The sequence below is a fragment of the Burkholderia sp. BCC0397 genome (assembly GCF_902832865.1).
Classification (GTDB): domain Bacteria; phylum Pseudomonadota; class Gammaproteobacteria; order Burkholderiales; family Burkholderiaceae; genus Burkholderia.
Genome location: NZ_CADFDL010000007.1, coordinates 44,470 through 57,948, shown reverse-complemented (window position 1 = coordinate 57,948; position 13,479 = coordinate 44,470). Strand labels below are relative to the sequence as shown.

At 66.5% G+C, this 13,479-nt stretch carries 14 protein-coding genes; 3 read left to right on the top strand and 11 right to left on the bottom strand.

What is annotated here, in order from left to right; all coding sequences use genetic code 11:
* Positions 1-31: 31 nt before the first annotated feature.
* The 11 genes from HWX03_RS21585 to HWX03_RS21535 all read right to left on the bottom strand — a co-directional run bounded on the left by HWX03_RS21585 (position 32) and on the right by HWX03_RS21535 (position 9,520).
* Entirely contained in the window at positions 32-1,924 is a 1,893-nt protein-coding gene (locus HWX03_RS21585) for a glycosyl transferase (protein WP_175872619.1), read from the bottom strand.
* A 227-nt stretch (positions 1,925-2,151) separates the two neighbouring features.
* Positions 2,152-2,913, bottom strand: a complete 762-nt coding sequence (locus HWX03_RS21580; RefSeq protein ID WP_175872618.1) for an SDR family oxidoreductase — start codon at positions 2,911-2,913, stop codon at positions 2,152-2,154.
* A gap of 22 nt (positions 2,914-2,935) precedes the next feature.
* Positions 2,936-3,517, bottom strand: a complete 582-nt coding sequence (locus tag HWX03_RS21575; protein ID WP_175872617.1) for a TIGR00730 family Rossman fold protein — start codon at positions 3,515-3,517, stop codon at positions 2,936-2,938.
* Positions 3,514-4,272 carry a TetR/AcrR family transcriptional regulator gene (locus HWX03_RS21570; RefSeq protein WP_175872616.1) on the bottom strand — a complete coding sequence of 253 codons (759 nt, stop codon included), beginning with the start codon at positions 4,270-4,272 and terminating at the stop codon, positions 3,514-3,516. The genes HWX03_RS21575 and HWX03_RS21570 overlap by 4 nt, the downstream gene beginning before the upstream one ends.
* 201 nt (positions 4,273-4,473) lie before the next feature.
* Positions 4,474-5,010 (bottom strand): diacylglycerol kinase, encoded by a 537-nt coding sequence (locus tag HWX03_RS21565; protein ID WP_174388195.1) that lies wholly within the window; start codon positions 5,008-5,010, stop codon positions 4,474-4,476.
* The gene (locus HWX03_RS21560; protein WP_174432786.1) at positions 5,007-6,041 is read right to left on the bottom strand and encodes a glycosyltransferase family 1 protein; all 1,035 of its coding nucleotides are present in this window, start codon (positions 6,039-6,041) and stop codon (positions 5,007-5,009) included. The genes HWX03_RS21565 and HWX03_RS21560 overlap by 4 nt, the downstream gene beginning before the upstream one ends.
* 28 nt (positions 6,042-6,069) lie before the next feature.
* Entirely contained in the window at positions 6,070-7,008 is a 939-nt protein-coding gene (locus HWX03_RS21555) for a UDP-2,3-diacylglucosamine diphosphatase (RefSeq protein ID WP_174388193.1), read from the bottom strand.
* Between the two features lie 225 nt (positions 7,009-7,233).
* The gene (locus HWX03_RS21550; protein WP_175872615.1) at positions 7,234-7,740 is read right to left on the bottom strand and encodes an RDD family protein; all 507 of its coding nucleotides are present in this window, start codon (positions 7,738-7,740) and stop codon (positions 7,234-7,236) included.
* 6 nt (positions 7,741-7,746) lie between these two features.
* Complete coding sequence (locus HWX03_RS21545; RefSeq protein ID WP_175872614.1) at positions 7,747-8,514, bottom strand: DUF3106 domain-containing protein; 768 nt, start codon at positions 8,512-8,514, stop codon at positions 7,747-7,749.
* Positions 8,515-8,540: 26 nt separating this feature from the next.
* Entirely contained in the window at positions 8,541-8,960 is a 420-nt protein-coding gene (locus HWX03_RS21540) for a DUF3619 family protein (RefSeq protein ID WP_175872613.1), read from the bottom strand.
* Complete coding sequence (locus tag HWX03_RS21535; protein WP_174388189.1) at positions 8,957-9,520, bottom strand: RNA polymerase sigma factor; 564 nt, start codon at positions 9,518-9,520, stop codon at positions 8,957-8,959. Before HWX03_RS21535 ends, HWX03_RS21540 begins: the two co-directional genes overlap by 4 nt.
* A gap of 356 nt (positions 9,521-9,876) precedes the next feature.
* Here HWX03_RS21535 and HWX03_RS21530 point away from each other — a divergent pair, with 356 nt between their 5' ends.
* The 3 genes from HWX03_RS21530 to ilvC all read left to right on the top strand — a co-directional run bounded on the left by HWX03_RS21530 (position 9,877) and on the right by ilvC (position 13,364).
* Positions 9,877-11,640 (top strand): acetolactate synthase 3 catalytic subunit, encoded by a 1,764-nt coding sequence (locus HWX03_RS21530; RefSeq protein ID WP_175822355.1) that lies wholly within the window; start codon positions 9,877-9,879, stop codon positions 11,638-11,640.
* A 110-nt stretch (positions 11,641-11,750) separates the two neighbouring features.
* Positions 11,751-12,242: an acetolactate synthase small subunit gene (gene ilvN / locus HWX03_RS21525; RefSeq protein ID WP_006750445.1), complete on the top strand. Its 492-nt coding sequence runs from the start codon at positions 11,751-11,753 to the stop codon at positions 12,240-12,242.
* A 105-nt stretch (positions 12,243-12,347) separates the two neighbouring features.
* Positions 12,348-13,364: a ketol-acid reductoisomerase gene (gene ilvC / locus HWX03_RS21520; RefSeq protein WP_006750446.1), complete on the top strand. Its 1,017-nt coding sequence runs from the start codon at positions 12,348-12,350 to the stop codon at positions 13,362-13,364.
* Positions 13,365-13,479: the final 115 nt, after the last annotated feature.

Here is a 13,479-nt window from a genome sequence, read left to right as displayed (position 1 = left end):
CGGGCAGGACGGCGCATCGCGCCGCCCTGTGTCACTGCAGGTGCTGTTCGGGCGTACGCACGTAGACGCGCAGCAGTTCCGTGTTATCGCCCGGGCGGGCGCCGGTCCAGAACAGCTTCCATTCGCTGCCGGGCGCCGGATCGACGGCCCGCACGCCCTGCACGATCATCCACGTGCAGCGCGTCGTCTTCGCGTCGTCGATCGGCGTGTGCTGGATGCCGGAGAAGTAGTACAGCATCGGCGCTTCCGATTCGCCGAGCCCGTGCAGGCTCGCCATGCAGTCGCCGTCGCTCCATTCGAGCGCGAGATGCGCGTTCAGGTCGTCGAACACCGAGCGGTAGCTCTTCGCGACGTCGAGCCACGGCAGCAGCAGCGTATAGATGAGCCCCCACGCGACGAGTGCGCCGGCGCCCCACGACAGCGCGCCGCGCCACAGGCCCGCTGTGCGCAGCTTCGGCAGCAGCGTCAGCCAGCCGACCGTCAGCGCGAGCGCGCCGGTCACGAGCGCGGGCTGGATCGGCATCGTCCAGTCGAGCGGCAGCCAGCGGCCGAGCAGCGCGAGATCGGCGCGCGACGCGGCCGGATCGGCCATCACCGCCCAGATTGCCCACGCGAGCACGACGACCGTGCCGAACAGGATACGGCTCAGGTAATCCCACGCGAGATGCAGCCGGTGCGGCAGGCGGTCGATCGCCTGCGCGGCGACCAGCGCGAGCGGTGCGAAGAACGGCAGGATGTAGAGCTGGCGCGATGTCGCGGACACCTGCAGCACCACGAGCCCGATGCCGGCGAACAGCACGGGCAGCGCGATGCGCGGCGCGCGCCAGTCGCGCCATGCGCCGCGGGCGAGCGCGACGATCGCGAGCGGCGCGACCGGGAAGCCGACGGTCAGGAACGCGCGGAGAATGAAGAGCGGCTTGTCATTTTCTGCCCCGAGCTCGGGAACGGAGAAACCGAAGAAGCGACCGACGTTGTTGTCCCAGAACCACGTCATGAACAGCGTTTCCGAGCGCAGGAACAGCGCGGTCGGCCAGATCAGCGCGAACGGCGCGAACACGAGCGCGGCGACGCCGAGTGCGCGTGCGAACGAGCGGGTGCGGCAGGCCGGGTAGAGCACCAGCGTGCACACGAGCGTGGCCGCGAACACGAGCGGCACGAACAGCCCCTTCGCCATCAGCGCGACGCCGACGCCCGCGCCGAAGATCGGTGCGGCCCAGCGGTTCGCCGGATGCGCCGGCAGCCCGTGCCGCATCTGCTGCGCCCGCGCGACGTGCTGCATCACGAGTTCGAGCAGCCCGCAGAACCCCATTGCCGTGCCGGCAAACAGCGCGACGTCCGTCATCATGTCGTGCACGTGCTTGATGACGACGAGCGTGCCCGCGCTCAGCACGACGGGGCCGAGCACGCGCAGGTCGAACCAGGTGTCCGCCCGGCTGGCCACGCGGGCCGCGCGTGCGATGAAGCCGAACGCGAGCGCGGCGAACAGCGCGCTCGCCAGGCGCGCCGCGTCGTGCAGCGGTATCACGCGCTGCAGCAGCCACGCGAGGCTGGTTGCGACCCACGCGTAAAGCGGCGGCTTTTCCATGAACGGCAGGCCGGCATTGGTCGGCACGACGAAGTCGCCGGTCTCGAGCATGTGCTGGATGATGCCGAACGTGTAGGTTTCGTCCTGTTTCCACGGATCGTGGCCGAGCACGCCGGGCAGCGTGTACGCGCACACCAGAGCGACGACGAACAGCCACGCGCGCCAGCCGAGCAGCAGCGAGCGGTTGCGTGGGGTGCTGATGGCGGCGGTCGACGCGACGACGGGCGTGCCGGCGGCGTCCAGCGTCGCGATGACGTCGGTATCGGCGGTCGAGTGGGTGTGCGCGGCCGGGGCGGGCACGGACGTGCGTCGCCGGCTGGGCGCTGCGGTTCCAGGCATGGAAAAGATCTCGGGTCGAGTCGAGCCGGTCCGGCGACATGGGCAGGACCGATAAGGGGCTACATCCGGGTAACGGACAGCGTGTTTAAGACACCTGTCTGAATGTCCGCTAGTAGAGCACGGAATTGTTACGGATGTTTACTGAAACTGTCACGGAATTGTGGAGATTTGTGGCGCCGTGACCACGGGGCGTTTTCGACCGCCGTATTGTTGCGCCGCGCGTCAGCTTAGCGGCCGCCGCCGACGTCGAGCAGGGCGCCCGTCGTGTAGGACGCCGTATCGCCGAGCAGCCAGACGATCGCCTCGGCGATCTCCTGCGCTTCGCCCGGGCGGCCGAGCGGCGTCTGCGCGCCGAGCCGGGCCGCACGGCCCGGCTGGCCGCCGCTTGCATGAATTTCGGTCTCGATCAGGCCGGGGCGTACCGCGTTGACGCGCACGCCGTGCGGGCCGAGTTCCTTTGCGAGGCCGATCGTCAGCGAATCGACCGCACCTTTCGAGCCCGCGTAGTCGACGTACTCGTTCGGCGAGCCGAGCCGCGACGCGATCGACGACACGTTGACGATCGCGCCACCGCGGCCGCCGCGGTCGGTGGACAGCCGGCGCGCGGCTTCGCGCGCACACAGGTAGGCGCCGAGCACGTTGGTATCGAACATGCGCCGCAGCCGGTCGACCGGCATGTCGGCGAGCGGCATCGACGGCGCGACGATGCCTGCATTGTTGACGAGCGCGTCGAGGCGCCCGAACGCGGCCGCAACGGTGTCGAACATCGCGACGACGTCCGCCTCGTTCGCGACATCGCCCGCGACGATGCACGCACGGCCGCCCGCGTCGCGCACGGCCTGCGCGGTCAGTTCGGCCGCCGCCGCGTCGCGCGCGTAGTTGATGCCGACGTCCCAGCCGCGTTCGGCCGCGAGCACGGCGGTCGCGCGGCCGATGCCACGGCTCGCGCCGGTGATGAGGACGGCCTTGCGGTCGGACGATGCGGTCATCGTGTGCGGGTTCCGGTGAGGGTTACTTCGCTGCGTCGGGCGCCCACTTGTCGCGGGCGGGCGGCTGGTAGCGGCGCAGCCGCTCGATCAGCCCGGCGGGTTCCGCTTCGACGCACAGCGCGTCGAAATAGGCCGGCCGCATGAAGCCTTCGTCGACCGTATGGCGCAGCAGCGCGATCAACGGATCGTAGAACGAATCGATGTTGTAGAGCGCGACGGGCTTGCGGTGATAGCCGAGCTGCGCCCACGTGTAGACCTCGAAGAGCTCCTCGAGCGTGCCGGCGCCGCCGGGCATCGCGACGAACGCGTCGGAGAGGTCGGCCATCATTTTCTTGCGATGGTGCATGTCGGGCACGACGTGCAGTTCCGACAGCCCCGTATGGCCGACTTCCTTGTCGACGAGCAACTCGGGGATCACGCCGACCGCATGGCCGCCGGCCGCCATCACTTCGTCGGCGATCACGCCCATCAGGCCGACGCGGCCGCCGCCGTAGACCAGCGTGAGGCCCGCCTCGACGAGCGCGCGGCCGAACGCGCGCGCGGCATCGGCATAGACGGGCCGCACGCCGGACGACGAGCCGCAGTAAACGCAGACCGCCTTCATTGCTTGGTGTCCTTGGCGGGGGCTTGACCGGTGACGACCGGGCTGTCGGCCGGGCGCGGCGAACCGTCGCGCGGCGGCAGGTAATCGGTGAACTGGCGCTTGGGCAGCTTGCCGGAGACGAGATCGTCGAACAGCTGGCGCGAACGGCCGCGCAGGTACGGGGCCATGATCGAGATCACGTGCATGCTCACCTGGTGCAGCTCTTCGCGGATCGCATCCTGGTCGTTGTACTTGCGCGGATGCATCACGTACTGGTACGACAGCCAGTACGTCGAGATCACCGCCATGTTGGTTGCGATGACTTCGATCTCCGCGGGCGTCGCGACCATTTCGGCATCGGAGACGAGCAGCTCGCACATGTCGTGCGCGAAGCGCACCTTGTGGCTGATGATCTGCTTGAAGTGCGTCTCGAGCGTGCGGTTGCGGGCGAGCAGGTCGTTGAGGTCGCGATACAGGAACCGGTAGGTCCACATGAAGTCGGCCATGTACTGCAGGTACGACCAGGTTTCGTCGATCGTCGGACGGTGATCTTCGGGGAAGCGCAGCCGCCGTTCGATCTGCTGCTCGAACTGCGCGAAGATGCTGTTGATGATGTCGTCCTTGTTGCGGAAATGGTAGTACAGGTTGCCTGGACTGATTTCCATTTCCTCGGCGATCGTCGTGGTGGTGACGTTCGGCTCGCCGATCTCGTTGAAGAGTTTCAACGACAACTCGAGAATCCGTTCGCGGGTGCGGCGGGGAGGTTTCGCTTCCATGTCGTCCGGCCCTGTGTGTGCCGGACTGGCGGGCGCTGCAATCGATGCTGCGTGATTCGTCCGGCGCGGGTTGCTGTTCTATGTCTAGCGGACGATTATAAACCGGGGTTTCGCCACATCGGGGCATTTCGTGAGCGCGGCCCCGCGCGGCGCATGGTGCAGCGCCGCACGCGGGTGGCGGGGCAGGCGCCCGGTGCTTGCCTAGAAGCCGAGCCAGCGTGCGACGACCGGCCCGAGCACGAAGCCCCAGGTCGTCACGCACGCGAACAGCGCGACCGTCACGGCCGCGCTGCCGAGATCCTTCGCGCGCTTCGAGAGTTCGTGGCGCTCGAGCGAGATGCGGTCGATCGCGGCTTCGACGCTCGAGTTCAGCAGCTCGACGATCAGCACCAGCAGCACCGACGCGATCAGCAGCGCGCGCGACGCGGCCGGCACCGGCGCGAATGCGCCGATCGGCAGCATCAGCGCGGCGAGCGTGAGCTCCTGGCGAAACGCGCTTTCCTCGCGGATCGCGACGCGAAAGCCGTTCAGCGAATGCTTGAGGGCGTACCACGCACGCGTGATGCCGCGGTGGCGCTTGTACGGGTTCGGCGGCAGCGGCGTCAGCTGATCGTCCGGGCCGAGCGGCTCGTGCGGATGCGCGTCCGTTTCGGCGTGCGGCTCTTCCTCGTCGAACGGGTGGTGCCGTGGCGGCGTCGCGGCGGGGGGCGGGATCTTGTCGTTCAGGTCTCGTTTCAAACGGCAGCACCTTCGGCGGGCGAGTACGCGGTCTTCGGCAGCGGCTTCAGATGCGACGCGAACTGCTCGGATGCCGCGCGCCACGAGAAGCGTTCCGCCCACGCGCGCGCAGTCGTGCGTTCGATCTTCAGCGCCTCGAGGCAGGCTTCCTGCAGATCCTCGTGCATCGCGCCGGCGTCGCCTCCGCTGAGCACGTCGATCGGGCCCGTGACGGGATACGCGGCCACCGGCGTGCCGCAGGCGAGCGCTTCGAGCAGCACGAGGCCGAACGTGTCGGTGCGACTCGGGAATACGAACACGTCGGCCGCAGCATACACCTTCGCGAGCTCCGCCTGTGACAGCACGCCGAGATAGTTCGCCTCCGGATAGCGCGACTTCAGTTCCGCGAGCGCGGGGCCTTCGCCCGCGACCCACTTCGAGCCGGGCAGGTCGAGGCGCAGGAACGCCTCGACGTTCTTCTCGATCGCGACGCGGCCCACGTACAGGAAGATCGGCCGCGCGGTATTGAGCACCTTCGACTCCATCGGCCGGAAGGTGTCGAGATCGACGCCGCGGGTCCACAGCACCACGTTCGTGAAGCCGAACTTCTCGAGGTCCTGCTTGACGACCGGCGTCGGCGCCATCACCGCGAGCGACGGGCCGTGGAACCAGTGCAGGAAGCGATAGGTCGCGGCGAGCGGAATGCCGAAGCGCGCCTGCACGTATTCCGGAAAGCGCGTGTGATACGCGGTCGTATACGGCAGCTTGCGGGCGCGCGCATAGCGCCGGGCGGCCAGGCCGAGCGGGCCTTCGGTCGCGATGTGCAGCGCGTCGGGTGCGAACGCATCGATCCGCGCGCGCAGCTTGCGGTACGGCAGGATCGACAGGCGGATCTCGGGGTAGGTCGGGCAGGGCACCGTGCGGAATTCCAGCGGCGTCAGCAGTTCGACGCGGTGGCCGAGCGCCGTGAGTTCGCGCGACGTGCTCTTCAGCGTGCGCACGACGCCGTTGACCTGCGGTTCCCACGCGTCGGTGACGATCATGATCTTCATCGCGGCATGTCCTGTAAGTAGGGTTGTGTCAGGCAGTGGCCTTGGCCTTGCGCGACGTGGTCTCCGACGGTGCGGTGCGCATCACCGTCCAGTAGACGATCTTCAGTTCGCCTTCCATCGTTTCGACGAGCGCGGACAGGCTTTCGACCCAGTCGCCGTCGTTGCAGTACAGCACGCCGTCGATGTCGCGGATCTCGGCCTTGTGGATGTGGCCGCACACGACGCCGTCGCAGCCGCGGCGGCGCGCCTCGTCGGTCATCACGGTCTCGAACTGCGAGATGAAGTTGACCGCGTTCTTGACCTGGTGCTTCAGGTACTGCGACAGCGACCAGTACTGGAAGCCGAGCCGGCTGCGGATCCGGTTGAACCAGCGGTTCAGCACGAGGATCAGCGTGTAGAGCGTGTCGCCGAGGTACGCGAGCCATTTCGCGTGCTGGATCACGCCGTCGAACAGGTCGCCGTGCACGATCCACAAACGTTTGCCTGCGAGCGTCGTGTGGAATGCCTCGCCGCGCACCTGGATGTCGCCGAACGCGAGATCGCAGAATTGCCGCGCGCCTTCGTCGTGATTGCCGGGGATGTAGACGACCTGCGTGCCCTTGCGCGCCTTGCGCAGGATTTTCTGCACGACGTCGTTGTGCGCCTGCGGCCAGTACCAGCCTTTCTTCAGCTGCCAGCCGTCGATGATGTCGCCGACGAGGTACAGGTATTCCGAGTCGTTGTGACGCAGGAAATCCAGCAGGTAGGGCGCCTGACAGCCGCTCGAGCCGAGGTGGATGTCGGACAGCCAGATGGTGCGGTAGCGGTGGGCGGACGGCTCGGGGTCCTCGTGCTGCGTGGTGTGCGCGACGGGCGGCTTTTGCGACACCACTCCGTCGGTTGACCCCGAGCCGGACAGGAACGCAGTGGCGGCGCGGGCGCCGATGGGGTGACGAAACAGTGAAGTCGCGGACGTTTTCTGGCCCATGCATGACTCGCGCCGGTTGACATTACCGGCATTCCGCCATGCGGGCGTGACTGTGCCATGACAGTCACGAGACGTTCTTATTACGACCGATGAAGGGTGTTTAGCAGTGAATGAGCGGGCGTTGCGTAACCTGCCACACTGAACGGTCGGCGTTTGTCCGGCAAGGCCGTCCGGCGGGATGAAGGCGCGCCGGGCGAGCGGCTTTCGTCTGGCGAATGCGGCGCGTCAGCGCGGGATCGCGACGACGCGGGTGCGTGCGATTCGGTCGTGCGGGAACTGGCGTCCGGCGTGCAACCGGGCGGCGCCGGCCCACACGACGATCCAGGCGGCGGTGAGCGCGAGCGTGACGGGGACCGACAGGCCGAGGAGCGGGTGCAGCGCGAGCGGCGGCAGGAACCACAGCCAGCCGAGCGCGTAGCGGACGAGCGCGTGGCCGGCGCTCAGCGGCCGGCCGCTCGACGATTCGAGCCGCAGCCGCCAGGTTTTCATCGGCAGCGTCTGGCCGCCGTGGGTCCAGAACCACACGAAATACGCGCCGACGACCAGCGCGATCCACGCGGCAAGCAGGTTGTGATGGACGAGGCCGTTGCGTTGCTGCGTCGCGAGGCTGAACGCGAGTCCCGCGAAGAACACGACGCCGAACAGCAGCACGCCTTCGTAGAGCAGCGCGGCGAGGCGCCGTCGCACGGACGGCGCGGCGGCCGGGGCTTGGGGAGCGTGGGCGATTGCCACGGCCGCTCAGGAGCCCTTGAACAGCGAAGGCGCGTCGGCGGGCGACACCGGCGCCACGGCGGCCGGTGCGGATGCGGTGCCGGACGTCGACGAGGCAGGCACCGGCTGCGCGGCGGCGCCGGCCGACGTGGGCGCCGGGGCGGCGGCCGCGCCGCTCGCCGGGTGTTCGTGCGAGTTGACGAGGCGGCGGACGTCACGGTCGGCGACGGTCGGCGGCGCACTGACGACACTCGGCTTGCGGCGGCGCTCGGCGGCGGCGAGCCGTTCCTTCTGCTCCTCGGGGAGTTGCTGATAGGCCTTCCACGCGCGCTCGCGCGCCTGCGCGGACAGCTCCTTCGCGCTCTGGTAGTTCTCGCGCGCGACGCGGCGCTGCTCGGGCGTCATTTTCGCCCATTCGGTCATCCGCTCCTGCAGGCGCTTCTGGTCATCCGGCGACAACTTCGCGAAACGCGATGCGATCTTCAGCCATTTGCGCTTGCGGGCATCGCTGAAGCCGTCCCACTGGTCGGCGAACGGGGCGAGGGCCGCGTGCTGCGCCGGCGTGAGGCGCGCCCACGACAGCGGGCCGGAGGCGGCCGGCAGCGGCAGGGGAAGGGGCAGCGGCGGGAGTTCGGTGGTCGGCCCGGTCGCGGTCGACGCGGGCGCGGCGGGGCTGGTGGTCGCGACGGGAGCCGTCGCGGGGGCCGGGTGGAATCGGGGATACGTGGCGACGTAGCAAACGGCGATCGCGATCACGCATCCGAAAAATACGGCCAGGCCGCGCTTCTGACTCACCCGTACGATCCCCTCGTTATTGTCTGTTAGTGAGCGCGCGAAAGATACGCGTTGAACCCGTGATCGAGATATGCATTGAGCGGCAGGTCGTCGCTGAGCATCGCCGCGTCGATGTCGGCGAGTTCGGCGGTGCGCTGCATGTCTTCCCAGTACGCGATGCCGACGAGCCCCGCGAGCAGCAACGCGAGCGGCCATGCGCGCAGCAGGCGGCGCGCGAGCGACGTCGGCGGGCGGTTCGTGGGCGTCGGGCCGTAGGCGCCGGCTGCGCCGGCGAACGCCGGCACGAACACCGGCGCGGTCGCGGCTTCGGGCTTCTTGCGCGCGAGCGCGGCCCGGCGGGCGACGGCCAGCCGATCGGTGGTCGCGGCAGGCAGCGCGGCCGCGCGCTCGTCCAGCGCGCGGCGCACCTTCAGCGCGAATTCGTGTTCTCGGTTTGCGGAGCTCATAGCGTGATTCCTTTGGCCTTGAGCGCTTGCGCCAGGGTATGAGTGGCTCGCGAGCAGTGCGTCTTGACGCTGCCCTCGGAACACCCCATTGCGGCGGCAGTCTCGGCGACATCCATATCTTCCCAATAACGCATCAGGAACGCTTCCCGTTGACGCGTCGGAAGTTTCTGGATTTCTTCGTCGATCAGGGCCAGAACCTGCTCTCTTTCGAGGCGGTGCTCGCTGCTCTCGACGCCCGCGTTGTCGTCCGCGGATTCGAGCGTTTCGAGCGGGTCGAAGTCGTCGTCGTCGGTGTTGTTCAGCGACGAGAAGAGCGTCACCCACGTGTTGCGGACCTTCTGCCGGCGGAACCAGTCGTGGATCGTGTTCTGAAGGATCCGCTGAAAAAGCAGCGGCAGCTCGGCCGCCGGCCGGTCGCCGTATTTTTCCGCGAGCTTGATCATCGCGTCCTGCACGATGTCGAGCGACGCATCGTCGTCACGCACGGCGTACGCAGCCTGCTTGAACGCGCGCCTTTCGACGCCCGCCAGAAAGTCGGCGAGTTCCTTGTCTGATGCCATTCCGTGAAGGTATGCGCTGCGGCCCGCTGCGTGGTGTAAAAGGTCGAAAAATTTCGTAAAACCCGCGGATGCTATCAAATTTTCGTGCGGCTTGGCACCGGGTCGGGCGCCGCACGTTGCGCGCGAGCCGCGCCGGCGGGGGCGCCGGGCGGCGCGCATGATGCGTTGCGGGATATTTTGCTTGACGGCTCAATCGCGACCCGCTATCGTCGGCGGTTCGCAACATGAAGTGATGGTCTCATTTGAGGCTGGCCCAAGAAGCCCGCCCTTCAAACTGGACGCGCCGCTTGAACCCGAGCCACAAGCCCGGCAGAGAGCACCCGATCAATTTTTTGCCGAAAATTCGAAAGGTCAAAATGAACATGCCCAGCGCGGAATTCTCCACGTCGGAACCCCTTTCCCCTCCCGATAGCGACTCCATCGGCGGTACCGTGCTCATGAAGGCACTGGCCGACGAAAACGTCGAATTCATCTGGGGCTACCCCGGCGGCTCGGTTCTCTACATCTACGACGAGCTGTACAAGCAGGACAAGATTCAGCACGTGCTGGTGCGCCATGAACAGGCGGCCGTGCACGCAGCCGATGCGTATGCGCGCTCCACCGGCAATGTCGGCGTCTGTCTCGTGACGTCGGGCCCCGGTGTCACCAACGCGGTGACCGGCATCGCAACGGCCTACATGGATTCGATCCCGATGGTCGTGATCAGCGGCCAGGTGCCGACTGCCGCGATCGGTCAGGATGCGTTCCAGGAATGCGACACCGTCGGCATCACGCGTCCGTGCGTGAAGCACAACTTCCTCGTGAAGGACGTGCGCGACCTCGCGGAAACCGTCAAGAAGGCGTTCTATATCGCCCGCACCGGCCGTCCGGGCCCGGTGCTGATCGACATCCCGAAGGACATCTCGAAGACGCCGTGCCAGTACGAGCCGATCAAGAGCGTGTCGCTGCGTTCGTACAACCCCGTCACGAAGGGCCATTCGGGCCAGATCCGCAAGGCCGTGTCGCTGCTGCTGACGGCGAAGCGCCCGTACATCTACACGGGTGGCGGCATCATCCTCGCCGACGCGTCGCGTGAACTGAACCAGTTCGCGGACCTGCTCGGCTACCCGGTCACGAACACGCTGATGGGCCTCGGCGGCTATCGCGCGTCGGACAAGAAATTCCTCGGCATGCTCGGCATGCACGGCACCTACGAAGCGAACATGGCGATGCAGCACTGCGACGTGCTGATCGCGATCGGCGCCCGCTTCGACGACCGCGTGATCGGCGATCCGGCGCACTTCGCGTCGCGCCCGCGCAAGATCATTCACATCGACATCGACCCGTCGTCGATCTCGAAGCGCGTGAAGGTCGACATCCCGATCGTCGGCGACGTGAAGGAAGTGCTGAAGGAGCTGATCGAGCAACTGCAGACGGCCGAGCATGGCCCCGACACCGACGCGCTCGCGCAATGGTGGAAGGACATCGAAGGCTGGCGCGCGAAGGACTGCCTGAAGTTCGACCGCGAAAGCGAGATCATCAAGCCGCAGTACGTGGTCGAGAAGGCGTGGGAGCTGACGGACGGCAATGCGTTCGTGTGCTCGGACGTCGGCCAGCACCAGATGTGGGCCGCGCAGTTCTACCGTTTCAACAAGCCGCGTCGCTGGATCAACTCCGGCGGCCTCGGCACGATGGGCTTCGGCTTGCCGGCGGCGATGGGCGTCAAGATGGCCCACCCGGACGACGACGTGCTGTGCATCACGGGCGAAGGCTCGATCCAGATGTGCATCCAGGAACTGTCGACCTGCCTGCAGTACGACACGCCCGTGAAGATCATTTCGCTGAACAACCGCTACCTCGGCATGGTCCGCCAGTGGCAGCAGATCGAATACAGCAAGCGCTATTCGCATTCGTACATGGATGCGCTGCCCGATTTCGTGAAGCTCGCCGAAGCGTACGGCCATGTCGGCATGCGGATCGAAAAGACTTCGGATGTGGAGCCGGCGCTGAAGGAAGCGCTGCGCCTGAAGGACCGCACCGTGTTTCTCGACTTCCAGACCGATCCGACCGAAAACGTCTGGCCGATGGTACAGGCCGGCAAGGGCATCACCGAGATGCTGCTCGGATCGGAAGATCTGTAACGGCGCGACGCGCGCCCGGCCCGATGCGGCCGCCTTCACGAAGGGCGGTGCGGCACGCGGCGGCGCGCGGCGCGAGTGAATCGACACGGCACATTCTGGAAGAAGCGAACATGAGACACATCATTTCCGTCCTGCTGGAGAACGAACCGGGCGCGCTGTCGCGCGTGGTCGGGCTGTTTTCCGCACGCGGCTACAACATCGAAACCTTGACGGTGGCGCCGACCGAAGACCAATCGCTGTCGCGGCTCACCATCGTTTCCATTGGCTCCGACGACGTGATCGAACAGATCACGAAGCATCTGAACCGCCTGATCGAGGTGGTGAAAGTGGTGGACCTGACCGACGGTGCACACATCGAACGCGAGCTGATGCTGATCAAGGTACGTGCAGTAGGCAAGGAGCGCGAAGAAATGAAGCGGATGTCGGACATTTTCCGCGGCCGCATCATCGACGTGACCGAAAAGACCTACACGATCGAATTGACGGGCGCGAGCGACAAGCTCGACGCATTCATCCAGGGGCTGGACGCCAGCGCGATCCTCGAGACCGTGCGTACCGGCAGCTCCGGCATCGGACGCGGCGAGCGCATCCTGAAGGTGTGATGCCGATATTGCCAAAAAGGCACGCCGGGTGCGCCGTCATGTCCCGGCCCGCAGTACTCCATCCGAACGAATTATTGAATTTTTTGAATTAGCGAAGGAACCATCATGAACGTTTTCTACGACAAAGACGCCGACCTCTCCCTCATCAAGGGCAAGCAAGTCACGATCATCGGCTACGGCTCGCAAGGCCATGCACACGCGCTGAACCTGAAGGACAGCGGCGTGAACGTGACGGTCGGCCTTCGCAAGGATGGCGCGTCGTGGAGCAAGGCCGAGAACGCCGGCCTGTCGGTCAAGGAAGTCGCGGAAGCGGTGAAGGGCGCGGACGTCGTCATGATGCTGCTGCCGGACGAGCAGATCGCCGACGTGTACGCGAAGGAAGTGCACGCAAACATCAAGCAGGGCGCGGCGCTCGCTTTCGCGCACGGCTTCAACGTCCACTACGGCCAGGTGATCCCGCGCGCCGACCTCGACGTGATCATGATCGCGCCGAAGGCCCCGGGCCACACCGTGCGCGGCACGTACTCGCAAGGTGGCGGCGTGCCGCACCTGATCGCGGTTGCGCAGAACAAGTCGGGCGCGGCACGCGACATCGCGCTGTCGTACGCAGCGGCGAACGGCGGCGGCCGTGCCGGCATCATCGAGACGAACTTCCGTGAAGAGACCGAAACCGACCTGTTCGGCGAGCAGGCCGTGCTGTGCGGCGGTACCGTCGAGCTGATCAAGGCGGGTTTCGAGACGCTGGTCGAAGCCGGCTACGCGCCGGAAATGGCGTACTTCGAGTGCCTGCACGAACTGAAGCTGATCGTCGACCTGATCTACGAAGGCGGCATCGCGAACATGAACTACTCGATCTCGAACAACGCCGAGTACGGCGAGTACGTGACCGGCCCGCGCGTCGTCACGGAAGAGACGAAGAAGGCGATGAAGCAGTGCCTGACCGACATCCAGACGGGCGAGTACGCGAAGAGCTTCATTCTCGAGAACAAGGCAGGCGCCCCGACGCTGCAGTCGCGCCGCCGCCTGACGGCCGAGCACCAGATCGAGCAGGTCGGCGCGAAGCTGCGTGCGATGATGCCGTGGATCGCGAAGAACAAGCTCGTCGACCAGACGAAGAACTAAGCACCGTTAGAAGCAATACGTGCTGTTCCGGCCCTTCGAGTGGAGGGTCGGCATCAAAAAGCCGTCCGAAGGCAGCAGTGCCCCGGGCGGCTTTTGTTATGCTACGGGCTTTGCA

Excerpts from the sequence above, each read along its gene's own strand:
- HWX03_RS21560 (WP_174432786.1), bottom strand. The coding sequence starts at position 6,041 with ATGAAGATCATGATCGTCACCGACGCGTGGGAACCGCAGGTCAACGGC.
- HWX03_RS21575 (WP_175872617.1), bottom strand. The coding sequence starts at position 3,517 with ATGAAGGCGGTCTGCGTTTACTGCGGCTCGTCGTCCGGCGTGCGGCCC.
- HWX03_RS21570 (WP_175872616.1), bottom strand. The coding sequence starts at position 4,272 with ATGGAAGCGAAACCTCCCCGCCGCACCCGCGAACGGATTCTCGAGTTG.
- HWX03_RS21585 (WP_175872619.1), bottom strand. The coding sequence starts at position 1,924 with ATGCCTGGAACCGCAGCGCCCAGCCGGCGACGCACGTCCGTGCCCGCC.
- ilvC (WP_006750446.1), top strand. The coding sequence starts at position 12,348 with ATGAACGTTTTCTACGACAAAGACGCCGACCTCTCCCTCATCAAGGGC.
- HWX03_RS21580 (WP_175872618.1), bottom strand. The coding sequence starts at position 2,913 with ATGACCGCATCGTCCGACCGCAAGGCCGTCCTCATCACCGGCGCGAGC.
- HWX03_RS21535 (WP_174388189.1), bottom strand. The coding sequence starts at position 9,520 with ATGGCATCAGACAAGGAACTCGCCGACTTTCTGGCGGGCGTCGAAAGG.
- ilvN (WP_006750445.1), top strand. The coding sequence starts at position 11,751 with ATGAGACACATCATTTCCGTCCTGCTGGAGAACGAACCGGGCGCGCTG.
- HWX03_RS21540 (WP_175872613.1), bottom strand. The coding sequence starts at position 8,960 with ATGAGCTCCGCAAACCGAGAACACGAATTCGCGCTGAAGGTGCGCCGC.
- HWX03_RS21530 (WP_175822355.1), top strand. The coding sequence starts at position 9,877 with ATGAACATGCCCAGCGCGGAATTCTCCACGTCGGAACCCCTTTCCCCT.
- HWX03_RS21555 (WP_174388193.1), bottom strand. The coding sequence starts at position 7,008 with ATGGGCCAGAAAACGTCCGCGACTTCACTGTTTCGTCACCCCATCGGC.